Annotated in this window: 22 protein-coding genes; 13 read left to right on the forward strand and 9 right to left on the reverse strand. The window is 68.1% G+C overall.

The genetic code is table 11. The features are described 5' to 3' along the window. Window positions 1–50: 50 nt before the first annotated feature. The 4 genes from I8J34_RS16715 to I8J34_RS16730 form a co-directional block, all read right to left on the reverse strand. Entirely contained in the window at window positions 51–602 is a 552-nt protein-coding gene (locus I8J34_RS16715) for a retropepsin-like aspartic protease family protein (protein WP_214362776.1), read from the reverse strand. A 195-nt stretch (window positions 603–797) separates the two neighbouring features. Continuing rightward, window positions 798–1,406: a class I SAM-dependent methyltransferase gene (locus tag I8J34_RS16720; protein WP_214362777.1), complete on the reverse strand. Its 609-nt coding sequence runs from the start codon at window positions 1,404–1,406 to the stop codon at window positions 798–800. Between the two features lie 73 nt (window positions 1,407–1,479). Next, entirely contained in the window at window positions 1,480–1,905 is a 426-nt protein-coding gene (locus I8J34_RS16725) for a DUF2784 domain-containing protein (RefSeq protein WP_214362778.1), read from the reverse strand. A 38-nt stretch (window positions 1,906–1,943) separates the two neighbouring features. Then, window positions 1,944–2,150, reverse strand: coding sequence for a dodecin (locus I8J34_RS16730; RefSeq protein WP_214362779.1), 207 nt, complete (start codon window positions 2,148–2,150; stop codon window positions 1,944–1,946). Between the two features lie 158 nt (window positions 2,151–2,308). Here I8J34_RS16730 and I8J34_RS16735 point away from each other — a divergent pair, with 158 nt between their 5' ends. The 7 genes from I8J34_RS16735 (at window position 2,309) to I8J34_RS16765 (ending at window position 8,016) form a co-directional block, all read left to right on the forward strand. Continuing rightward, window positions 2,309–3,856 (forward strand): sodium:solute symporter family transporter, encoded by a 1,548-nt coding sequence (locus tag I8J34_RS16735; RefSeq protein WP_214362780.1) that lies wholly within the window; start codon window positions 2,309–2,311, stop codon window positions 3,854–3,856. A 60-nt stretch (window positions 3,857–3,916) separates the two neighbouring features. Then, entirely contained in the window at window positions 3,917–4,318 is a 402-nt protein-coding gene (locus I8J34_RS16740) for a tlde1 domain-containing protein (protein WP_214362781.1), read from the forward strand. Continuing rightward, window positions 4,302–4,775: a hypothetical protein gene (locus tag I8J34_RS16745; protein WP_214362782.1), complete on the forward strand. Its 474-nt coding sequence runs from the start codon at window positions 4,302–4,304 to the stop codon at window positions 4,773–4,775. The genes I8J34_RS16740 and I8J34_RS16745 overlap by 17 nt, the downstream gene beginning before the upstream one ends. Window positions 4,776–4,860: 85 nt before the next feature. Further along, a complete protein-coding gene (locus tag I8J34_RS16750) occupies window positions 4,861–5,475 on the forward strand; it encodes a LysE family translocator (protein WP_214362783.1) in 615 nt (204 codons plus the stop codon). A 24-nt stretch (window positions 5,476–5,499) separates the two neighbouring features. Continuing rightward, window positions 5,500–6,135, forward strand: a complete 636-nt coding sequence (locus tag I8J34_RS16755; protein WP_214362784.1) for a class I SAM-dependent methyltransferase — start codon at window positions 5,500–5,502, stop codon at window positions 6,133–6,135. Between the two features lie 61 nt (window positions 6,136–6,196). Continuing rightward, the gene (locus I8J34_RS16760; RefSeq protein ID WP_214362785.1) at window positions 6,197–7,039 is read left to right on the forward strand and encodes a putative RNA methyltransferase; all 843 of its coding nucleotides are present in this window, start codon (window positions 6,197–6,199) and stop codon (window positions 7,037–7,039) included. Window positions 7,040–7,131: 92 nt separating this feature from the next. After that, window positions 7,132–8,016 (forward strand): alpha/beta hydrolase, encoded by an 885-nt coding sequence (locus I8J34_RS16765; RefSeq protein WP_214362786.1) that lies wholly within the window; start codon window positions 7,132–7,134, stop codon window positions 8,014–8,016. Between the two features lie 216 nt (window positions 8,017–8,232). Here I8J34_RS16765 and I8J34_RS16770 read toward each other — a convergent pair whose 3' ends face one another. Beyond that, window positions 8,233–12,012, reverse strand: a complete 3,780-nt coding sequence (locus tag I8J34_RS16770; protein WP_214362787.1) for a DUF748 domain-containing protein — start codon at window positions 12,010–12,012, stop codon at window positions 8,233–8,235. Between the two features lie 203 nt (window positions 12,013–12,215). Between I8J34_RS16770 and I8J34_RS16775 the strand changes: the two genes are divergently transcribed. The 6 genes from I8J34_RS16775 (at window position 12,216) to I8J34_RS16800 (ending at window position 17,458) form a co-directional block, all read left to right on the forward strand. After that, window positions 12,216–12,869 carry a DsbA family oxidoreductase gene (locus I8J34_RS16775; protein WP_214362788.1) on the forward strand — a complete coding sequence of 218 codons (654 nt, stop codon included), beginning with the start codon at window positions 12,216–12,218 and terminating at the stop codon, window positions 12,867–12,869. A gap of 30 nt (window positions 12,870–12,899) precedes the next feature. Further along, entirely contained in the window at window positions 12,900–13,775 is an 876-nt protein-coding gene (gene yghU, locus I8J34_RS16780) for a glutathione-dependent disulfide-bond oxidoreductase (RefSeq protein ID WP_214362789.1), read from the forward strand. Window positions 13,776–13,898: 123 nt separating this feature from the next. Next, window positions 13,899–14,438: a GNAT family N-acetyltransferase gene (locus tag I8J34_RS16785; protein ID WP_214362790.1), complete on the forward strand. Its 540-nt coding sequence runs from the start codon at window positions 13,899–13,901 to the stop codon at window positions 14,436–14,438. 192 nt (window positions 14,439–14,630) lie between these two features. Beyond that, a complete protein-coding gene (locus tag I8J34_RS16790) occupies window positions 14,631–15,452 on the forward strand; it encodes a 2-keto-4-pentenoate hydratase (RefSeq protein WP_214362791.1) in 822 nt (273 codons plus the stop codon). Between the two features lie 105 nt (window positions 15,453–15,557). Then, window positions 15,558–16,871, forward strand: a complete 1,314-nt coding sequence (locus tag I8J34_RS16795) for an MFS transporter (protein ID WP_214362792.1) — start codon at window positions 15,558–15,560, stop codon at window positions 16,869–16,871. A gap of 38 nt (window positions 16,872–16,909) precedes the next feature. After that, a complete protein-coding gene (locus I8J34_RS16800) occupies window positions 16,910–17,458 on the forward strand; it encodes a GNAT family N-acetyltransferase (protein WP_214362793.1) in 549 nt (182 codons plus the stop codon). 220 nt (window positions 17,459–17,678) lie between these two features. On the opposite strand, the gene I8J34_RS16805 is transcribed toward I8J34_RS16800, so the two are convergent. The 4 genes from I8J34_RS16805 to I8J34_RS16820 form a co-directional block, all read right to left on the reverse strand. Further along, complete coding sequence (locus tag I8J34_RS16805; protein ID WP_214362794.1) at window positions 17,679–18,917, reverse strand: serine hydrolase domain-containing protein; 1,239 nt, start codon at window positions 18,915–18,917, stop codon at window positions 17,679–17,681. Window positions 18,918–19,235: 318 nt separating this feature from the next. Next, complete coding sequence (locus I8J34_RS16810) at window positions 19,236–19,916, reverse strand: alpha/beta hydrolase (RefSeq protein WP_214362795.1); 681 nt, start codon at window positions 19,914–19,916, stop codon at window positions 19,236–19,238. A 94-nt stretch (window positions 19,917–20,010) separates the two neighbouring features. Further along, window positions 20,011–21,357 (reverse strand): sodium-dependent transporter, encoded by a 1,347-nt coding sequence (locus I8J34_RS16815; RefSeq protein ID WP_214362796.1) that lies wholly within the window; start codon window positions 21,355–21,357, stop codon window positions 20,011–20,013. Window positions 21,358–21,480: 123 nt separating this feature from the next. After that, window positions 21,481–22,533 carry a Glu/Leu/Phe/Val dehydrogenase dimerization domain-containing protein gene (locus I8J34_RS16820; RefSeq protein ID WP_214362797.1) on the reverse strand — a complete coding sequence of 351 codons (1,053 nt, stop codon included), beginning with the start codon at window positions 22,531–22,533 and terminating at the stop codon, window positions 21,481–21,483. Between the last annotated feature and the right edge of the window lie 37 nt (window positions 22,534–22,570).

Consider the following 22,570-nt stretch of genomic DNA (forward strand, 5'->3'; position numbering starts at 1 on the left):
CGAGGCGCCGCAGCGCACGAACCCCGGCCTTCGGGCCGGGGTTTTCCCGTCTACGGTCGGGGCGTCTCTGCCGTCGGCCCGGGCACATGTTCGTCCAGTGCCGCCAGATCCGTCTCAGCCACGGCGGCCACCGTCGAGCTGCCCTTGCAGTTGCTCAGGACCAGCTGAGGCGGATCGAAGGAAAACACGAAGGGCGCAGCACGCTGCAACGCGTTGAGCCCGAGGATGGCGCGGGTTTTACCGGGAAACACCGCAGCCTCGACATTCTCGAGCCAGCACCCGTCGCCGATGCTCAGTGACGCGATGTTGTACACCGGCACCTCGAGCGTACGGCCGTTGGCCAGCCGCCCGCGCAACTGACGCAGATAGCGCACCTGGCCGGCGCGCTGCAGCTGGGCGAGCATCTCCTCGTTGATCGTCATGTAGCCGGAGCCGGTGTCCACCATCAGGTCCGCGGCGCCCAGTCCAGAGATCTGGACGGCAACGTAATAGGTGACCGAATCCCGGCTCTGCATGGCCACCGTGGTACCGAACTGCCCCGCCGTGGCAGCCATACTGGCGCCGGCGAGAAAGGCGCATAGAACGCCGCGCAAACTGCTCATCGAACGCGTTGCCTCAATGTCGAATCGGCCGCCACGGACCACCGTGACGGCGAGAAAACATGTAAGCAATTGCATCAGGCCAAGTCAATCGCACGTGACGGACGGGGGCACACGGCGGGTGGGCGGCCGCGCTCGTCGATCCGGCCCGCGTCCGGGGCGGCCCCCCGGTGGCACGGCATGTCGCAGCAACGACGCTCACGCCTGTTGCAGCACGAGCCGCGCCCAGCGGACGCCCTCCTTGTGGCCGAGGCGGCTTGGCTGGTTGTCCAACCGCAGAACGCACGACAGCCCGACCTCTTCGGCCTGGCGAACCGTCTCGGCCGCATCTGTGGCATAGACGCGAGAGCCCAGGCCGGGCGGGCCATTGCGCAAGGTGAGCGCACAATGCCCGCCGCGATCGAGCAGGTGCGCCAGACGCGCCATGGCGCATTTGCGCTCGGCGGCGTCCAGGTGGTGCCAGACCGCGGCGACGAGGATGAAATCGAAGCGCCCCGCCTCGGGCCGCAAACCATCGAGCACCGGCAGGCTGTCGGCCAGCCAGGTGATGGGCAGCGCCGCGTAGGTCGCCCGCGCCGCATCCAGAAACACGGCCATGGGTTCGACCGCCGTGACGACATGCCCGAGCGCAGCCAGGGCGGCGGCGTTCTGGCCGGCACCGGCGCCAACATCAAGAACGCGGGCCGGTGCGTGCGGCAGGAAGCGGACGAACTCCCGGCAAGCCTCGTCGAAGCGCAATGCCTGACAGCACGCGATAAACCCCTGGGGCGCGCTGTCGTACCCTGCGGTGCCGGGAACCCTGTTCATACCGAACGCCTGTCGATCCGTGGAGAGCGGCGCAGCTTACCAGCGCCTGCCGCCCCAACCCACACCGGGGGCCTCACAGCGGCGGCCCGCCCGGGCGACGCCTGCCGCGGCGCGGCGGAAAGTAGCACCAGGCGGCCACGACGAGCGCGCCGAACACCGTGTAAGCCAGGGCGAACACCCAGAACGGCGCCTCATAGAAGAGCAGGCGCTGAACCCAGTGTTCGACGAAACTCGCCGCATAGGCGGATTGGCCGGCCTGCTGGCGCAGCCAGGATTCGAGCACGGTGAGCGGGCAGATTGCGCCAAGCCAGGTCTGGACCACGACGATACCGATGGCGACCAGGTGGGCGAGCCGAAACGCCCACCCATTCACCCAGGCCCAATGCCGCCAGTTGCCGACGAGCACCACCACCAGGCCGCCGACCACGAAGATGACGACGGCAAAGTGCACCAGCAGCACACCGTCCGCCGCCAGCCGGTAGAGGTGCGCGTCGGTCATCGGCAGCCTCCGCGGTGCGTGCGGCGTGCGCGCGGCGGCTACTCAAGCCGGAAGCCGACCTTCAGCTTGACCTGATAGTGCGCGATCTTGCCATCCACGATGTGGCCGCGCGACTCGATGACCTCGAACCAGTCGAGGTGTTCGAGGGTTTCGGATGCGCGGGCGATGGCATTGCGGATGGCGTCGTCGGAGCCGGTGGCGGACGAGCCGGCCAGTTCGACGATCTTGTATACATGCGCGTTCATGACGGTCTCCTGGGTCGGTGGGCTTGTGAGGGCAGTATAGGAAGCCGTGCCGGGCATTGCCGCGGCGCGGGGCCCGGCGCTTGCCCCGCGGCGCGGCTTCATGTTTCCCTAAAAAGGGTCAGCCGCCCACCTCGAACCCAAGATAACGGAATGTCCGGATGAATGCGCTGCACCCCGCCGACTACGCCATCATGGCGGTCTACCTGCTGATCGTCGTCGTGGTGTGCGTGCGCGTCACCCGCCGCAGCCCGGATGCCGACGACCTGTTTCTCGCCGGGCGCACACTGGGCGCCGGCGTCATCGGCCTGTCGCTGTTTGCGTCCAACATCTCCTCCACCACGCTCATCGGCCTGCCGGGCGCGGCCTGGGCGACCGGCATCTCGGTGGCCAACTACGAATGGATGGCAGCGCTGGTGCTGGTGTTCACCGCGGTGTTCGTGGCCCCGGTGCTGATCGGCCGGCGCCTCACCACCGTGCCCGAGCTGCTCGAACAGCGCTTCGACGCACGCCTGCGCAAATACCTGTCGGGCACCAGCCTGATCCTCAGCGTGCTGCTCGACACCGCCGGCAGCCTGTATGCCGGTGCGCTGGTGGTGATGCTCTTCGTGCCCGGCCTGTCGCTCGGCCCCACCTGCGCCGCGCTGGCGCTGTTCGCCGGCATCTACACGGCCGCCGGCGGCCTGCGGGCGGTGGCCTACACCGACGTGCTGCAATCGCTGGTGCTGCTGGTCGGCTCGACCATCCTGTTCGTGCTGGTGTTCGCCGAATTCGACTACTCCTGGGCCGAGGTGACAGCGCAGGTGCCGGCCGACAAGCTGTCGCTCATCCGCCCGCTCGACGACCCCGCCCTGCCCTGGCTGGGCACGCTGCTGGGCCTGCCGATTCTCGGCTTCTACTACTGGACCATGAACCAATACGTGTGCCAGCGCCTGCTCGGCGCGCGCGACATCGGCACGGCCGGCCGCGGCGCGCTGATCGCCGCCGCGCTCAAGCTGCTGCCGCTGTTCCTGATGGTGCTGCCGGGCGTCATGGCGGTGGCTCTGTTCGCCGACCTGGATAGGCCGGACACCGTCTTCCCCCGCCTCATCGCCACTTACGCGCCCCCCGGGCTGGCCGGGCTGATGCTCGCCGGCCTGCTGGCGGCGATCATGTCGAGCGTGGACTCGGCGCTCAACTCGGCCTCGACGCTGGTGATCTGCGACTTCGTTCAGCCGCGCCGCCCGCAACTCGATGCCAAGGCACTGGCCCGACTCGGCCGACTCACCACCCTGGGCCTGATGGTCGTCGCCGCGCTATGGGCGCCGGCCATCGACCGCTTCCCCGGCCTGTTCGCCTATCTGCAGCAGGCCTTCGCCTATGTCACCCCGCCGCTGGTGGCCGTCTTCGCGCTCGGCATGCTGTCCCGCCGCCTGTCCGCCAATGCCGCGCTGGCGGCCCTGGCCACCGGCCACGCGGTGAGCGCGGCATGGTTTGTCGCCACCCAGCTAGGCTGGCTGAATCTGCACTTCACCCTCGTCGCCTTTGTGCTGCTGCTCATCACGACGGCCGCGGCCGCACTGTGGCAAACCCTGCTGGGCAGCGCGCCGAGCACCGCGCAACTCGACGCGGTCGACGCCCGCCAAGTGGCCCCGGCCCCGCCGGGCGTGCGCTGGGGCGCCGCTGGGCTCACGCTCGCCACCGCCGCGCTGGTGGTCGCGTTCTGGTAGGTGGCATCTGCTGGTGACTCCCGCAGGGTGGCCACTGCGACTTGTTCGAAACATGCCGACATGCTAAACAAGCGCTTTCCAAAGCAAACCACCATCATGACCTGGGCCTCCGATCAATCGTCGGGAATGCTCTCTCACAATGGTGCGGCAGTGCCCGGCGGCGTCGGGTATGCCGGCAAGGGCGCGCACAAAAACCGGCCGGCATCGCAGCATCTTTCGAGCCTGGGACCCATTCCCCGTGGCGCCTGGACGATCGGCGGATACACCAACAGCAAGGGCCCCTTGACGATCACACTCACCCCCAAGCCCGGCACCGCTACCTTCGGGCGCAGCGCCTTTCGCATTCACGGCGACAGCATCCGCCACCCGGGTACCGCGTCCGAGGGTTGCATCATCCTGCCCTACACGGTCCGGGCCATGATCGTCACTTCCGGGGATCACGACCTTGAAGTCGTCGAATAAGCGCAAAGGCAGAAGCCTGTTGGAGCGGATTTTGCATCTCATCGTAGCGTGCTGCCTTGCCGCGAGTGCCGCCGCGACAGCCGCGGATACGGCGCCTCCGTGCTACGGGCCCGAAAACCATGCAACACAGAGCGCCCTGGTCGAACTCGTCAATGCCGGCCATGTGCCCGACGCATCGGCCATCTACCGCGACGACAACACGCCGTACCACCTGAAGACCACACTGCTGGACGCCCAGCCGATCGGCACGTTGTCGGGGCCGGGGCTTCCCAAGGTGGATGTCTATCGTCAGATCCAGAAAATCGAGTTATCCACCCGCGCCGGCAACCCCTTTACGCTGCTGACCATCAGCGAAACGAGCGTTGCCGAATGTTCGCTGTCGTCGCCGACGGTCGTGCTCCTGTCTCCCGCCTATGCCGTGTTGCGCCTGGGCACCTCGGCGCTGGCGCCCCGGTAGCGCATCCGGGCGTCATGCGTCCCTTGAGGGCACGCCATGCAGGCGTTACCCTGACGGCCTGCGCCCCTGCCCCGGAGCCCCGCCCATGCTGTCGCTTGAATTCCTGATCACCTCGCTCATCGTCGTGTTGATTCCCGGCACGGGGGTGGTGTTCACCGTCGCCACCGGGCTGGCCCACGGCCGGCGTGCGAGCGTGTTCGCGGCACTCGGCTGCACCGCCGGCATCGTGCCGCATCTGCTGGCCACGGTGCTGGGGTTGGCCGCGCTGATGCATGCCAGCGCGCTGGCCTTCCAGGCGCTCAAGGTCGCCGGTGTGGCCTATCTGCTGTATCTGGCCTGGGCCACCTGGCGGGATACCACGCCCTTCGCCATCGACACGACCGCCGCCCGGCAGTCGGCGCGGCGCTTGATGGTGAAGGCCTTTTTGCTGAATATCCTCAACCCCAAACTGAGCATTTTCTTCCTGGCGTTTTTGCCCCAGTTCGTCAGCCCCAACGCCGCGGCACCGATGGCGCAGTTGCTGGTGCTCAGCGGCGTGTTCATGGCCATGACCTTTGCCGTGTTTGTGCTCTACGGCCTGCTGGCGCATGCTTTCCGAAAGGCGGTGATCGAGTCGCCGCGCGTGCAGGCATGGCTGCGGCGCGGCTTTGCCGGGGTGTTTGCCGGGCTCGGCGCGCAACTGGCGCTGGCCGAGCGCTGAGCATCGACGCACAAGGAGAACGAAATGAGCGAATCGGCCCGGTTCTGGGACTGGATTGCCGACCGGTATGCGAAGCAGCCGGTGCCCGACGCGGCGGCCTATCAGCACAAGCTGGACGTCACCCGCCAGTATTTCACCCCGGACATGCAGGTCCTGGAGTTCGGCTGCGGCACGGGCACCACCGCCATTTCCCATGCGCCGCACGTGGCGCAGATCCGCGCCATCGACGTATCGCCCAAGATGCTCGACATCGCCCGCCAAAAGGCGGCCGCCGCCGGCGTCAGCAATGTGCGCTTCGAGCAGTCGAGCATCGATGCGCTGGCCGCGGCCGACGCGAGCTTCGACGTGGTGATGGGGCACAGCATCCTGCATCTGCTCAGAGACAAGGATGCCGCGATCGCCAAGGTCCATCGCCTGCTCAAGCCGGGCGGGGTGTTCATCACCAGCACCACCTGCGCCGGCGATTCGCCCAAGCTGCGGGCGATCGGCTTCGTTTTGTCGATCGGCTCACGCCTCGGCCTGCTGCCCTATCTGAGCGTGTTCACCGAAAAGGATCTGCACGCCAGCCTGACCCGCGCCGGCTTCGACATCGCGCACCGGTGGCAGCCCAAGCCCAACAGCGCGGTGTTCATCGTCGCCAAAAAGCCCGCCGACCCCTGAAGCCGGTGCCGGGGCCACGTACAATGCCGGCGATACTCGCCCCGCACCTTTCAGACGCCGCATGCCGCACACCGCCTTCACCGCCCTCGCCTGCCCGCTCGACGGCGCGCCCCTGACCCGCGAGGGCGCCAGCTGGCGCTGCGAGACCGGCCACAGTTTCGACATCGCCCGCCAGGGCTACATCCATCTGCTGCCAGTGCAGCACAAGCGCTCGCGCGACCCCGGCGACAGCAAGGCGATGGTGGCGGCGCGCCAGCGCTTTCTCGACGCCGGCCACTACCGACCGATCGCCGACGCGGTGAGCCAGGCGACCCTGGCCGACGCGGCGCCCGACGCCCCGCTCGCCTGCCTGGATGCCGGTTGCGGCGAGGGCTACTACCTGCGCCAACTCGCGGCCGCGGCCGACGACGGGCCCAAGCTGGCCCTGCTCGGGCTGGACATCTCCAAGTGGGCCGTGCAGGCCGCCGCCAGGCAGGACCCGCGCGCCGCCTGGGTGGTCGGCAGCAATGCCAAGCTGCCGGTACTGCCGGCCACGCTCGACCGCGTGCTGTGCCTGTTCGGCTTCCCGGTGTATGCCGAATTCGCCCGCGTGCTCAAGCCCGGCGGCCTGTTGCTGCAGGTCGATGCCGGGCCGGACCACCTGCGCGAACTGCGCGAGATCATCTACCCCAGCCTCAAGCCCGAGCGCTCGGGCGAAGCACCGCTGCCGACCGGCTTCAGTCACGCGGGCAGCGACACCCTCCGCTACCCGCTCACACTCACAGGCACCGACACCATCGCCGACCTGCTGGTGATGACGCCGCACTTCTACCGCGCCAGCGCCGAGGGCCGCGCCCGCGCGGCGGCGCTGACCGCCGTGACACTCACCGTGGACATACGCCTGACGCGCTACCGGCGCCACTGAACGGGTGCCCGCTGGCACAGCGTCATACATTTACGTCATGATTTCGTGACCCGATGGCGGCCACCGGCCGCCCCTGCCACGGAGCATCGCCCATGCCACGCTGGTTACTCGCCGCCCTCCTCGTCCTGCTGACCCTGCCCACCCACGCCGGCGCGCTGCGCGACCGGATCGCCGAGCGCCGCCAGCAGGCCGCCCCGTTCGAACAGCTCAAGGACCTCGCCTACGGCCCGCACGAACGCCAGCGCTTCGACGTCTACCTGCCCAAACCACGCCCCACCGGCGCGCCGATCATCCTGCTGGTGCACGGCGGCGGCTGGCGTCATGGCGACAAGGGGGCCGACAGCGTGGTCGAGCACAAGGTGCGCCACTGGGTGGGTCAGGGGGTGATCCTGGTGTCGACCAACTACCGCCTGCTGCCCGAGACCGCCCCGCTCGAACAGGCCGACGACGTGGCCCGGGCGCTGGCCGCGGTGCAGCGCCAGGCCGCCGGCTGGGGCGGCGATGCGAACCGGCTGGTGCTGATGGGCCATTCGGCCGGCGCGCATCTGGTGGCCCTGCTCGGCGCCTCGCCAGAACGCGTCAAAGCCGCCGGCGCCGCGCCCTGGCGTGCCACGGTGGCGCTCGACAGCGCCGCGCTCGACCTGCCGGCGATCATGCAGCGACGTCATCTGCGCCTGTATGACCAGGCCTTCGGCGACGACCCGGCCAACTGGCGCGCCGCCTCGCCGCTGCACCAGCAGCGCACGGCCGGCCCGCCGCTGCTGGCCGTATGCTCCACCGAGCGCAACGACGGCCCCTGCCCCAACGCCGAGGCCTTTGCCGCGGCAGCCAAGCCGCTGGGTATGCGCGTCGAGATTCTGCCGCAGGCCCGCTCGCACCGTGAGATCAATGTCGATCTGGGCAACGATGCCGCCTACACCGGCGCGGTCGACGCCTTCCTGCGCAGCGTGGATGCGCGCTGGCCGGTGGCGCGGTAGCTGGCCAGGGGGTTGTCAGACAGGACGGCATTGACGGCCGGATGAATCCGGCCCTACACGGCCTGGCCCAACGGGCCTCCACCCCCCCCAAGAATCCGGGACCGTAGGGCGGGATTCATCCCGCCATCGGTGGCGCTGGGAGGCGTGGTTTGGCGGATTGAAACCCCAGCCTACCGGGCCGGTAGGTTGTTCGCCGGCGCCCTCCGGCCCGCCCCGCTACTTCAACGAAAAATCGACTCGACTGCCGGCCACGTCCTTCTTGTCCGCCGCGTCCGCCGTGTCGGCAGCCGACGGGCCGACCATGAAGATGCGCTCGGCGCTGATCTTGCCCACACCCACCAGCCAGTCGCGCACCGCCTGGGCGCGGGCCTTGCCCAGCGCGGCCAGCTCGGCCTCCCCCACCGGCGCGTGCTCGAGCATCAGCGCGCGCGCCTGCTCGGGCGGCAGCGTCTTGGTCAGGCCGATGAAGTTGCGCGGCTTGCCTTCGAACTCGGCCTCGTCATAGGCCTCGGCCAGCAGGGCGTCGCGTTTGTCATCCGGGATCTTGATCTGGTCGAGCGGCGGCGGTGTCTGGCCGGCGTCGAGCAGCGCCTCGCGCTGGCGCTCGCGCATGCGGTCGAGCACCCATTGCTCGCGCAGGCCGGCCTCGTCCTCGACGGGGTCGACCTGGCCGGCAATCTCAAGCTTGAGCGCCGGGCGTTCGGACAAGGCCTTGGCGATGGTTTCCAGCTTCTTGGTGTTGGCGTCGGTCAGCCGCGCCAGGCCGGGTGCGAACTCGGCATAGGCCAGCTCTTCACCGCCGCTGCCGAACACCGAGCCGAGCAAGGCGAAGGGCGAGGTCACGGCCTTGAGGATGAGGTTGAAGAAGGCGCGCGCCACCAGCCCGGCGACACTGAACTGCGGGTCGTCGAGCGTGCCGCTGACCGGCACCGACAGGTCGATCTCGCCCTTGCGGTTCTTCAGCAGGGCAACCGCCAGCTGCACCGGCAGATTGACCGCGTCGGGGCTGTCGACCCGCTCGCCGAAGGTGAGCTGGTCGAGCAGGATCTTGTTCTCGGCGGTGAGCTGGCGGTCGATGATCTTGTAGGTGAGGTCGGCCGACAGCTTGCCCTTGGCAATGCCGTAGCCCACGTACTTGCCCGAATACGGCGACACCGTCGGCAGCTCGAAGCCGCGCATGGTGGCGACGATGTCGAGGTAGCGGTCGTCGCGCAGCGGGTTGAGCTGGCCGGTGATGGTCACCGGCGCGGCATGGTCGATGGCCGCGGTGAGCGACAGCGTGGCGACGCTCGACGGGTCGGACGACAGGCCTTCGAGGGTGCCGCCCACCTCGGTGAGGTTGGCGTCGTAGTTGGGCCGCACGAAGCGGTCGGCAAAGGCGACGTTGCCGTTTTCGAGCACGATGCGGTCGATGCGGATCGGCGGCAGCGCGGGCGACGGCGGCGGCACCGTGGCGGTCGCCTGCGGGGGCGTGGCCGCGTTGGCCGCCGGCCCGCCATCGAACTCGCCGGGGGTGACCGATGAACTGCTCGCCGCCGATGCCTCCGCAGACGCCTTGGCCGCGGCAGCGGAGGCCGCCGAGGCGTCCTTTTCGGCGGCGGTCATCTCGCGGAAATTGAGCCGCCCCTCGGCGCTGAGCACCAGGCGGGAGAAGAAGTCGTTCAGCGTGATCTCGCTCGCCGCCAGCGACAGCGGCTCGGTGCGCAGGTCGAGCCCGCTCGCGGCCAGCCGCTTCCAGGTCAGCACATCGACATCGTTGCGCGTATCGACCGCGATCAGATCCTCGATGGCCGCCTCGCCGCGGAACTGCACGGGCGGCGCGCCGCGCTTGGGCGCTGCGCCCACCCGGAGCTGGCCGCCGAGCGAGAGGCTGGCCGAGCGCAGGCTCGCGTCGATGCCGCCGGTCGCGTACGCCTGGAATGGCCGCAAGGCCAGCCCCTTGACGTCCACCCGCATGTCCACCGCTTGGCGAGCGAGGTTGGCCGTGCCCTTGGCCGCCAGATAGCCGCCCTTGTTGATGATGGCTTCGAGGCTCAGCGACAGCGGTTGGCTCAGATCCGAGCCCACCACACCGAGGCTCACGGCCATGCGCCCGGCCTCGACCACCACCGGCGCGGGCGCCGCGCGATCTTCGAAGCGCAGCGTCCAGCCGCTCAGCTCGGTGCGCGCCACGCGTGCGGTCCAGGGCGGCCCCTCGGGCGCGGGCGCATCGTCGGCAGGCGCCACGATCTGCGCCAGATCGATGCTGCCGTCGCGCGCACGCACGGCCGCCAGCACCCCGCCGCTGCTGCTCACGCGCGCCACCGATGCGCTGCGCGCCGTCACATCCATGTCGATGCCGTCGAGCTTGAGCGCATCGATGCGCACGGCGGGTTTCTTCTGTGTGTCCAGCTGCAGCGCGGCCTTGGCCAGCGTGAGCTCTGCCTTGTCCAGGCGCAGGCCGGCCTCGTCGAGCACATAGGGCAGCGTGGCCGACACCGTGCCGCCGGTGAGCCGGGCGCCGACCAGCTGCTGGGCGAAGTACGGCTGGTAGCAGGCCAGCGGGATGTCGGTCAACGACAGCGTGCCCGAGGCGCGCAGCGGCGCGAGGGCCAGTTCGCCCTGCTGCGCGATCTGCTCGCCGGCCGGGCTGCGCGCCGTGATGCTCAGTTGCGCGGGCCGATGGCCATTCGACACGAAGCCGGTGAGCGAGACGGCAATGTCGTCGAGCTGCGTCTCGAAGGCACCGGCCGGGGCTGCGGCATCGGTATAGCGGAACTGCCCACCGGTGATGTCGAACTGGTCGACCGTCACCAGCAGCGCCCCGGAAGGGGTCGGGGGGTCGGCCGGTGCCGCGGCCGGGGCTTGGTCGGCGGCCGGCGATTGGGCGGCCTCGGCCGGGGTATCGGCCGCCGCCGGTGTCGGGGTATCGGCGGTTGCCGGCGTCGGCGCCTCGGCCGGCAGCGTCGGGATCAGTTGCATCACATCGAGCGTGCCATCCGCCAGCCGGCGCAAGTCGATCGTCGGCCGATCGATGTCGATCCGTTCGAGATGCAGCGACTGACCGAACACGTCGAACTCGCGGATCACCGTCGTGACTTTGGGCAGCTGGATCACCGGCCGGTCGTCGCGGTGGCGCAGCGCCAGATCGGTCAGCGCGATGTTGCCGGCCAGCATCAGCCGCGGCCCCAGCCCCTGCGGCTCGGAGAAGGCCAGTTCGAGGGCCGTGGTGAGCGTGCCCGAGGGCACTTTGAAGGCCGGGTCGAACGGCAGGTAGGCCAGATAAGGCGTGATGTCCAGCGCGTCGAGCTGCAGGTCGATGACGGTTTCGAGATCTTCGCCGAAGGGGCGGGTGCGCCCGTCGAGGCGAAACGGCGAGCCGTTGATCTGCGCCGACAGCGCCGGCGTCACATAGCGCTCGACTTCGGCCGGAAACCCCGAGATGAAGGGTAGGCCGAAGCTCAGCTCGCGCACCGTGTGGGTCACGCCGGCGGGTTGGTCGTCGATGTCGATGCTGCCGCCGGTGATGCGGATGTTGTTGACCGAAAAGCGCGGCGGCCCGGGCTCCACCTCCGGACGCGGTCGCGTGGGCTCGGGCCGGGTCAGGCGTTCGACCACGTCGGACCAACTATGGCGGCCGTCCTCGAAGCGCGTCAGGCGCAGCGCGGGCGCATCGATGTCGAGCCGCGAAAACACCAGCCCCCAGTAATACAGCGAGCGCCATTGCAGATCGGTGTCGAGTCGGCCGATCTGCGCAGCGACCGAGCTGCCGTCCGCCTCGGCAACGCGCAGGCCGGACAGCGACAGGGTCAGCGAAAAGGGATTGAAGCGGGCGTCGTCGAGCGTCACCTGCCGGCCCAGCGCCTCGCCGGCCTGCACCGGCAGCTGCCACTTGACCAGCGCCGGCAGCGCAAAAAAGCCCAGCAGCGCATACAGCACCACGCCCGCAACGACGCCCAACACCCACCGCCGAGCCTTGAGCTTCCAGCCGTTATCCTGTGTCGCAGACGCGCTCATTCGCAGTCTCCTCTCCCGCCGCCAGCTTACCAGCGCCCGGCCGCTTCCCGCATCCGCGGATGCTTGCAGCAGGTGTCCACGCGCCGGGCCGGCACCGGTTGCCCACGCCATGCGCCGGCGCTCGACTTGACCGATGGGCGCAAATCCACCAACTTTGTCCGGTCGGTTTCATCCACGCAGCCCGATCCGACCCAGGAGACCCCATGACCCACGACGCGCAAGCGCTGCAGATCGACATCGTGTCCGATGTCGTCTGCCCGTGGTGCCTCATCGGTTACCGCCAGCTGGCCACCGCGCTGGCCGCCGCCGGCACGCCGCACGAGATTCGCTGGCACCCCTTCGAACTGAACCCCGACATGCCGCCCGAGGGCCAGAACCTGCGCGAGCACCTGGCCGAGAAATACGGCACCACGCCGGCCCAGTCGGAAGAGAACCGCCAGAGAATCACCGCGCTCGGCGCCGAACTCGGCTTCACCTTTCACTTTAGTGACGACCTGCGCATGCACAACACCTTCAACGCGCACCAACTGCTGCACTGGGCCGATCAACACGACCGCCAGCACGCGCTGGCGCAGGCGCTGTTTGCAGCGCACTTCACCGATCACCGCGATCTGTCGGACCCCGCCATGCTGGCCGACATGGCCGCCACCGTCGGGCTCGACCGCGACGAAGCCGGCGCCGTGCTCGCCGACCAGCGCTTCGCCCCCGCGGTGCGCGAGGCCGAACGCCACTGGCAGGCCCAGGGCATCCAGGCCGTGCCCGCCATCATCTTCAACCACCGCTATCTGGTGAGCGGCGCGCAAGGCGTCGACAACTACACCCGCATCCTCGAACAACTGGCCAAGCAGCCGGAATAGCCCCCGACACGGAACAAGGAAGCCACACGCATGTCCGACACACCCTCCTACACCCCGCCCAAGGTCTGGACCTGGGACGCCGAGAACGGCGGCGAGTGGGCCAAGATCAACCGCCCCATCGCCGGCCCCACCCACGAGGCCACCCTGCCGCGCGGCAAGCACCCGCTGCAGCTCTACTCCATGGGCACGCCCAACGGCCAGAAAGTCACCATCGCGCTCGAAGAGCTGCTGGCGGCCGGCGAGCACGGCGCCGAGTACGACGCCCACCTGATCCGCATCAGCCAGGGCGACCAGTTCTCCACCGGCTTCGTCGCGGTGAACCCCAATTCCAAGATCCCCGCCCTGCTCGACACCACCACCGGCAGCCGCGTGTTCGAAAGCGGCGCCATCCTGCTCTACCTCGCCGAAAAGTTCGGCCGCCTCCTGCCCAAGGCCCCGGCCGCACGCACCGAAGCGCTCAACTGGCTGTTCTGGCTGCAGGGCTCGGCGCCCTATCTTGGCGGCGGCTTCGGCCACTTCTACGCCTACGCTCCTGAAAAGTTCGAGTACCCCATCAACCGCTACACCATGGAAGTCAAACGCCAGATGGACGTACTCGACCGCGAGCTGGCCGAGCACCGCTACCTAGGCGGCGACGAATACACCATCGCCGACATCGCCACCTGGCCCTGGTACGGCAAGCTTGTGCTCGGCCAGGCCTACGGCGCCGCCGAATTCCTCGACGCCGCGAGCTACACGCACCTGAACCGCTGGGCCCGCGAGATCGCCCAACGCCCCGCCGTGAAGCGTGGGTGCATGGTCAACCGCAGCTGGGGCGAACCCTCGGAGCAATTGCACGAGCGGCATGATGCGTCGGATTTTGAATTGAAGACGCAGGACAAGGTAGCGCCGGATGGCGCCGGTTAAACGCACATAATGCCGAACGAATAGCCCAGACAAGGCCCGCAGGGCCGCCTCCGGGAATCACCGGTTGATCGAGCACCGCGAAATCCGGGACCGCCGCCCAATCAGCGCGAGCCAGGAAAACAGATGCACTTCTCAAACACCATCGCCGGCCACGAAGACGCGCTGATCGCACTCTTCACCAACACCTTCACCGCCTCCGAAGGTGCCGAGGAAGGCGCGCGGATCGGCTCGCTCGTGCGCACCATGCTGCACGACACCCCGCCACAGGATCTGTTGGTGTTCACCGCCGGGGACGAAGGCCGGATCGTTGGCGGCATCTTCTTCTCGCGCATGCGCTTTGCGCAGGATGCGCGCACTGTATTCATCCTGGGGCCGGTCGCCGTCGCGACCGAAGCGCAGGGCAAAGGCATCGGCCAGCAACTGCTGAAGCACGGTCTGGCCGCCCTGCGCGACGCCGGCGTTGACGCCGCCCTCACCTATGGCGATCCGAACTACTACATGCGCGTGGGTTTCCGGCAAATCAGCGAAGCCGACGCCAGGCCCCCCTTCAAACTCCAGCACCCGGAAGGCTGGATGGGCCAGTCGCTGTCGGAGCGCCCCCTGACACCGCTCAAGGGGGCGTCGCGGTGCGTCGCGGCGCTGAGCGACCCGGCGTTCTGGTAGGACTGCCGGTCGTCGCGTCAAACGCGCCCGCATCGCTCGGATAGGGCCCGAAGGGCCGCCTCCGAGGTGTATCGGCCGATCGCCCCCCGGCGCCGGCTTTCGTTCGCCGCAGCACCACCAGCACGCGGCCGGCCGGATTAGACCTTACCGACCGGGTCGCCTAAGCTCAATGTGTCATCAGGAGCGACGGCCATGCTTGAAGCCCGGGAACTCGACCATATCGCCTCGCAGGTATGGTCGGCACACAAGTCGGTGCGCCAGATCGCGCCATTCTCGCAGGGCGTGGCCGCCTTCGACCTCCCCTCGGCCTACGCCGTGGCGCGGCGTGTTCATGATCGGCGCATGGCCGAAGGCGCCGTGCCGGTCGGCCGCAAGATCGGTTTCACCAACGCGGACATGTGGCGCATCTATGGCGTCCGCGATCCCATCTGGGCCTATGTCTACGATCAAACCGTCGTTTCGTTCGACACGGGCGAAGGCACTTGCCGCATCGGCCCGTTCGCCGAACCCAAGATCGAACCGGAAATCGTTTTCCACTTCCGCACCCAGCCCCCGGTCGGCAGTGACTTGCGCGCACTGCTGGCCTCGATCGACTGGGTTGCCCATGCCTTCGAGGTCGTGCAATCGCATTTTCCCGGCTGGGCGTTCCAGGCCGCCGACACCGTCGCCGACGGCTCGCTTCACGGCAGCTTGCTGCTCGGCCCGCCGGTGCCCATCGCTCAACTCGGCGAGGCGGCACAGGAAGCGCTGGCCAGCTTCACCGTCACCCTGGCCTGCGACGGGGCCGTGCGCGAAGTCGGGACAGGCGCCAACGTGCTCGGCAGCCCGCTGCGCGCCCTGGCTCAGCTCACCGAGGTCCTGGCCACACAGCAAGATGCCGTGCCGCTGCAGGCCGGCGAACTTGTGACAACAGGCACCCTGACCCGCGCATACGCCCTGGCCCCTGGCCAGACCTGGACAACCGCGTTGCAAGGCATCCCGCTGCCTGGGCTGACCGTGCGGTTTGAACGCTGAACGCCGCCCTGGACATCTGCAGGTGCTCGGCCGCCGTGCCAGCGTGTTCGGCTTCCTTCGCCGATGCACGCGGCGCTTGCCAGATGCCTGTCTGACGGAGGCCACATGAAGTCACTGTCGAGCACTGCTTTTGCGCTGTTCGGTGCCGCGCTGATCGCGATCAGTTTCGGGCTCGCCCGCTTCGCCTTCGGGCTGTTCGTGCCGCCCATCCGCGCCGAGCTGGATCTCACGCCGGACCTGATCGGCATCATCGGCGCGCTGCCGCTCATCAGTTTCCTGCTGGCCACGTTGGTTGCGCCCTTCATCGCCGATCGCCTCGGCGCCCGTTACTCGGCGGTGCTCTCCGGGGGCTTCGGGGCCGGCGGCCTGGCCCTGATCAGCCTGGCCTTTGACGCCCTCTCGCTCGGTGCGGGGGTGTTCGCGTGCGGCATCTGCACCGGCCTGATGATGCCGGCGCTCACCGCCGCCATGCAGGCGATGGTCAAGCGCTCGCTGCACGGACGCGTGAGCGCGGTCATGAACGCGGGGACCAGCATCGGCGTTGCCGTTGCCGTCCCCGCCGTTCTGTTCCTGGCCGATGCCTGGCGCTTGGCCTACCTGTCCTTTGCCGTGCTGGCCGGCGTCGGCGTGGTGGCGGCCTGGACCATCCTCCCCTCGGTTTCGCGCGTCACGCCCACGAACGCCGCGCCGCCGCCTCCGATCAGCGTCTTGCAGTGGTCGCGTCTGTTCAGGCTCTCGCTGTTCGCCTTTGCGATGGGCTTCGTCTCCGCGGCGTACTGGATCTTCGCGCCCGACCTGGCGGTCGCCCTCGGCGGCTTGCCGCCGAATGCCACCGGGTGGCTCTGGCTGGCGGTCGGCATTGCCGGCCTCGGCGGTGCCGTGGTCGCCGACCTGGCCGATCGCAACAACCCGCCCATCACGCAGGCGCTGATGCTGATGATGCTGTCGGCGAGCCTGGCATTGCTCGCGGCCAGCCCCGGCCGGCTGGTGCTCGCCGCGTTTTCCGCGCTGGTCTTCGGGCTGGCCTACATGAGCCTGACGGGGCTCTATCTGATGACCGGCATCCGCCTGCTGCCGGGCCGGCTGTCCATGGGGCCGGTGCTGCCCTTCATGGCCGTTGCATTGGGGCAGGCGACGGGTTCGCCCGTCGTCGGCCTGCTGGTGAATGCATTCGGCTACGCCGATGCGTTTGCCATGTTCGCCGCGATCGGTATCCTGGTCGCCGTCTTGTCGCCCCTGTATCCGCGCTACATCGACCATCCCGCCAGCCACGAGGTCGAGGGCGAGACCGGCCTCCAGGCGGCGTTCGACCATCAGCTCCAGGGCGCGGACGGCAAGCCCCTTCCCCCGCTACCGGTCACGCTGACGATGCCGGACCAGGGCGAAGACAGAAAGGAAGCTGAGCCCCCGCCCGCCTGATCCCTCAACCGCGAACCCGCGTCAACACGGAGCGTCGCATGCCCGCCACCCAACCCGTTCTTGTCCCCGTCGGCGATGCCGACACCGCTGCCGCCGCCGCATCGCTCATCCGCGAGTACCTGCAATTCATCGCCGAGACCGCCCGCGACCACTATCGGCTGAGCTTCGACATCGAGGCCATGATCGCCTCGGATCTTGACGACCGGGCAAAGTTCTACCCGCCCGCGGGGCGCTTCTATGTCGTTCGCCACGAGGACCGTTATGTCGCCGTCGGCTGCCTCAAGCGCCTGACGACGTCCGTGGGCGAAATCCAGCGCATGTATGTCCGGCACGATGCACGCGGCCTGGGGGTCGGCCGACTGCTGGTCGAACGGCTACTGGCCGACGCGCGGAGCATGGGCTTCGACACCGTGCGGCTGGAGAGCCTCAGGGCATTGACGGCGGCGCACACGCTCTATCGATCGGTCGGCTTCCGGGAAATCGCGCCCTATGCCGACAACAGCATGAAGGACTATCAAGCCCCGGCGTCGATGGCGACCTACCGGGCCTCCGTTCTGTTCATGGAGCGGGCGCTGGACGTGCCGTAGGGGTTGGGTTGCACCAGATCGTTCGCGGCAAACGTAGCCCGGATGGAGCGAAGTGAAATCCGGGAGCGGTGGTCGATCAACCGATGAGTCCAGGAGGCGGCCCTGCGGGCCTTTTCCCGACTACGCTTGAGGAGGATGTCTCAGGTACCGCAAAAGCGCGAGTCGGGTCGGGGCGGCTGACGTCCCCGCCCAATACCGTCCGAAGTTGCCCGCCGCCATGTCATGGTCCGCGCTGGTGGCGAGCCGCCGCGACAGCTGAAATGAGCCGATTGAATTCCCGACGACCGGTAAAGCGGTGTTCGCGGCAGAATTCGGTTTTCAGCGCATCTTTCTCCAAACAGCCCTCAAGGATCTGTTCCAACGCCGTGTCGCCGCCGACGCCCTGCCGTTGCAAATCAAACCACCGTTTAAGGAACTCCGTCGTATCCGACTGGTGCACAATCACGGTATTCCAAGCGGGAATAACGAAAACCGACTGCTGCCCCAACCCCCAGGCAAAGTAGCTGCCTTCAGGCAAGCCAGTCTCGGGATCGGGGAGCCACCACAGGAACCCGTGCCCGGCCCTGAGGCCACCAATGCCCGTCTCCGCAAAGTCGATGGTGATGCGATTGATCCAGGATCTGGGCAGGACCGCAGCATCACCGACAACGCCCTGATCCAGATAGAGCTGGCCGAACCGGCCAAGATCGCGGCCCGACATTTTGAACATCACGGCCCTGTGCTGCGAACGGTCGGGTGCTTCCGAATAGGAAACGGAGTCGAGGGTGTAGTCCTCCATGCCGGTCGGTTCGGCGATGCCGGTCTCAAAGGCTTGGGCAACCGACAGACCGGTTCTCTGCTCGAAGATCGTCGTCAGGGCATTGTAGTCCCAGTTGTTGTAGGCCCATATCGTGCCGGGCTCGTTCTCCGTGTTCCCGAGACGCTCGTCTTTTTCTGCGGTCAGACCGCCTTCCGCGGCCGCGGGGTGATTGATCCCCGACTTGCTGTGGAGCAGGTCCAGGACGGTCGCTCGGCGCTGAAGCGGCGTAAGGGATCCCGGGGAATCGTCGACGCCAAGTTCCTCGAGCGTGGCGTCGAGCGGGACCTCGTTCGGCCCCTCGCCGACATGCTGGCCGACGACGGCGCTGAGCATCGCCTTTCGCGCGGAATGTATCGAATGGGGCTGCTCGATATCGCCCAAAGAGGCGACGACTTCGCCATCCGTCATGATGATGAAGGTATCGGCACTCAGTCGCGATACGTAGTCGAGCACCCTGTCAAGTGCCCCAGGCGACCAGCCAAGGCGCTCCGCCTCGGCGGCATCCGCCCGATAGGTATCCACGGTTCTTGGCCCAAACGGCGAGCGGATGTGGTCGGCGCGACCCGAGAGACCGCGCTCCCCGGTGGCGAGCAGAGAACCGAGCACCGCCAGCACGACGACGGCCAGACCAGCGATGGTATAGGCAAGGCGTCGAAACATAGGGCGGTATCTCCGAATGCGTTTGTTGATCGGTGAAATGCAGAACCACGAGATGAACGGCGGTGAGTACCGCCGCACGTCCAACGAAAGCCAACGTGAGGATATGTGGTCCCGTCGGCAGACTGTAATGGTCAATTCTTTCGGACACCGCGAAAAAGCTGTTGTACGGTGACGTTGCGTTCGTACGCGGTGGGCGCCATGAAGCAAGCGTAGCCCGGACAAGGCCCGCAGGGCCGCCTCCGGGATTCATCGCTTAATCGACCACCGTCCCCGGATTCCGCTGCGCTGCATCCGGGCTACGCAACCAGCATCCCGCCCCTACCGCACCAACACCGTCCCCAGCCACTGCTCGATATCCCGCACCTCCTCCATCACGATCCCATGCTCGACGAAGTAGGTCTGCCAGGCGATCGGGTAGCCGGCTTGTTTGAGTTGGGCGAAGGATTTGAGGGCGAAATCGTGGGGGATCACGCCGTCGTCGCGGCCGTGGGCCATGAAGATGGGCACGTCGCGGTTGGCATCGCTGGCTTCGGCGGCCAGCGTGTCGGCGAGCGGCAGGTAGGTGGACAAGGCCAGCACGCCAGCGAGGCGCTTGGGGTGGCGCAGGGCGGTGTGCAGGGCGATGGCGCCGCCTTGCGAGAAGCCGGCGAGCACGATGTTGGCGTCGGGGATGCCACGCGCGTTTTCGCGGGCGATGAGGGCTTCGATCTGTGCGGCCGACTGGTGCACGCCTTCCGGGTCTTCGCGGCGGGCGGAGAAGTCCTGCGAGACGATGTCGTACCAGGCGCGCATCACGTAGCCGCCGTTGATGGTCACCGGGCGGGTGGGCGCGTGAGGGAAGACGAAGCGGGTCGGCGGCAGCGCGGCTTCGTCGAAGGCGTCGACCACCGGTTCGAAGTCGTGGCCGTCGGCGCCCAGGCCGTGCAGCCAGATCACGGCATGGGTGGGATTGGCGCCGGTTTCGATCTCGACGGTGGGGAGAATGGGGGTATGGGTCATGGCGGTTCGCATCATGGTGGTGTCTTGCGAACTATACCGACAATGAAAAACGCCCGGCGCGCAGGCCGGGCGTATTCACATCGAGCGACGCGCCTCAGAGGCTGGAGACGAACACCACGATCACCCCGATCGGCGCGACGAAGCGCACCACCAGGTTCCACAGCGCAAAACCGCCGCCGCCGAGGTCCAGCTCTTCGCGCACGCTGTCGCGATTCAGGCACCAGCCGACGAACACCACCGCGCCCAGCGCGGTCAGCGGCAGCAGGAACTTGCTGGTGAGCTTGTCGAGCAGGTCGAAGATGTTGTTGCCGAAGATCAGCACGTCGCTCCACACGTTGAACGACAGCAGCGCGGCGATGCCCAGCGCCCAGATGACCACGCCGGCCAGCACGGTGGCGCCGACCCGGCCCAGCGGGGTGCGCTCCTGCAGCAACTCGACCGAAGGTTCGAGCAGCGAGATGGCCGAGGTGAGTGCGGCGAAGGTGAGCAGCAGGAAGAACATGGTGCCGAGGATCACGCCACCGGTGATCTTGCCGAAGACCAGCGGCAGGGTGACGAAGATCAGGCCCGGGCCGGCGGCCGGGTCGAGGCCATTGGCGAACACGATGGGAAAGATCGCCAAGCCGGCGCCCAGGGCGATCACGGTGTCCATGATGGCCACGGTGCGCGCGGCGCGCAGCAGGTTCACCTTCTGCCCCAGGTAGGAGCCGTAGGCGATCATCACGCCCATGCCCAGCGACAGGGTGAAGAAGGCATGGCCGAGGGCGGCCAGCACCACTTCGCCGGTGAGCTTGGAGAAGTCCGGCGCGAACAGGTATTCCAGTGCGCGGCCAAAGCCGTCGGAGGCGGCGCCGTAGCCGACCATCAGCGCCAGCAGCACGCCGAGCGCCGGCATGAGGATCTTGGAGGCGCGCTCCAGACCGCCCGACACGCCGAGCGCCACCACACCGGCGGTCAGCACCATGAAGGCGGTGTGCCAGAGGGTGAGCGAGCCCGGGTTGCCGAGCATGCCGTTGAAGGCGGCGCCGGCGGCGTCGGAGTCCATGCCGCCGAAGCTGCCGCTGAGCGCGTCGAGCAGATAGGACAGCGCCCAGCCGCCGATCACGCTGTAGAACGACAGGATCAGGAAGCCGGCCAGCGTGCCGCTGACGCCGACCAGGGCCCAGCCCTTGCCACGCCCGTTTTCACGGGCCAGATCGGCCATCGAGTTGATCGGGTTCTTCTGCCCGCGGCGGCCGATCATCCACTCGGCGACGATGATCGGCAGGCCGATCAGGGCGATGCACACCAGGTACACGGCCACGAAGGCGGCGCCGCCGCTCTGGCCGACCATGTAGGGAAACTTCCAGATATTGCCCAGGCCGACGGCCGAACCGACGGCGGCGAGCACGAAGCCCATGCGCGACGACCACTGGCCGTGGCCTTCTTTGACTGCTGACATGACGTCTGTCTCCTTCTTTGGATTATTGTGGTTCGCCCCCGCGCGGCGGCTGCCGGGCGGGCGGCTGTCGGCCGGATCGCTCTTGTGTGTTGGTGATGTCGCGATCCGGCCGGGGGAAGATTCTCAGCGCTTGAAGCGGGCTTCGGCGATCGCGTCGGCGACCTCTCCGGTCGGGCGTTCTTCCTGACGGGCACGGTCGAAGATCTCGAGCAGCGTGTCATGGATGCCTTCGACATGCTTGAGCAGCGCCGCGCGGTCGAAGCCGGTGCGCTCGTAGTACACGTCGATGATGCCGCCGGCGTTGATCACGTAGTCCGGCGCATAGAGGATGCCGCGGCGCATCAGCTCGGTGCCGTGGCGGGCCTCGGCCAGTTGGTTGTTGGAAGCGCCGGCCACGATGCGGGCCTTGAGCTGGGGAATGGTCTGGTCATTGATGACCGCGCCCAGCGCGCAGGGGGCGAACACATCCACATCCAGGCCGTAGATGGCGTCGGGGGCGACCACGGTGGCGCCCAGTTCGGCGCCGGCACGGATCAGGTTGTCCTTGTGGATGTCGGTCACCCACAGCTGGGCGCCGGCCGCATGCAGTTGCTGCGCGAGATCGAAGCCGACGTTGCCCACGCCCTGCACGGCCACGCGCACGCCGTCGAGCGAATCGCGGCCCAGTTGCGCCTTGACCGCGGCCTTGATGCCGACGAAGGTGCCCAGCGCGGTGGCCGGCGAGGGATCGCCGCTGCGGGTGCCGCCGCCATCGGTGGGCTTGTCGACGATGCCGGCCACATGCGCGGTGCGCTCGGCCAGGTACTTCATGTCGGAGACGCTGGTGCCCGAATCCTCGGCAGCGATGTAGCGGCCGTTGAGCCGGTTGAGTGCGGTGGCGAAGGCGTCGAGCAGCGCCGGGGTCTTGTCGGTGCGCGGGTTGCCGATGATCACCGACTTGCCGCCGCCGAGCTTGAGGCCGGCCAGGGCGGACTTGTAGGTCATGCCGCGCGACAGGCGCAGCACGTCGCGGATCGCCTCTTCCTCGCTGGCATAGGGCCACATGCGGCAGCCGCCGAGGGCCGGGCCGAGGTTGGAATTGTGGATGGCGATGATGGCCTTGAGGCCGCTGGCGTCGTCGCTGACGAACACCACCTGCTCATGGTCGGCGAAATCGCGCAGGGAAAATACGGACATGGTGGGTCTCCTTCCTTCTGGGTCGGGCGCCCGGTGT

Origin of the sequence: Denitromonas iodatirespirans (assembly GCF_018524365.1) — a bacterium.
GTDB lineage: Bacteria > Pseudomonadota > Gammaproteobacteria > Burkholderiales > Rhodocyclaceae > Nitrogeniibacter > Nitrogeniibacter iodatirespirans.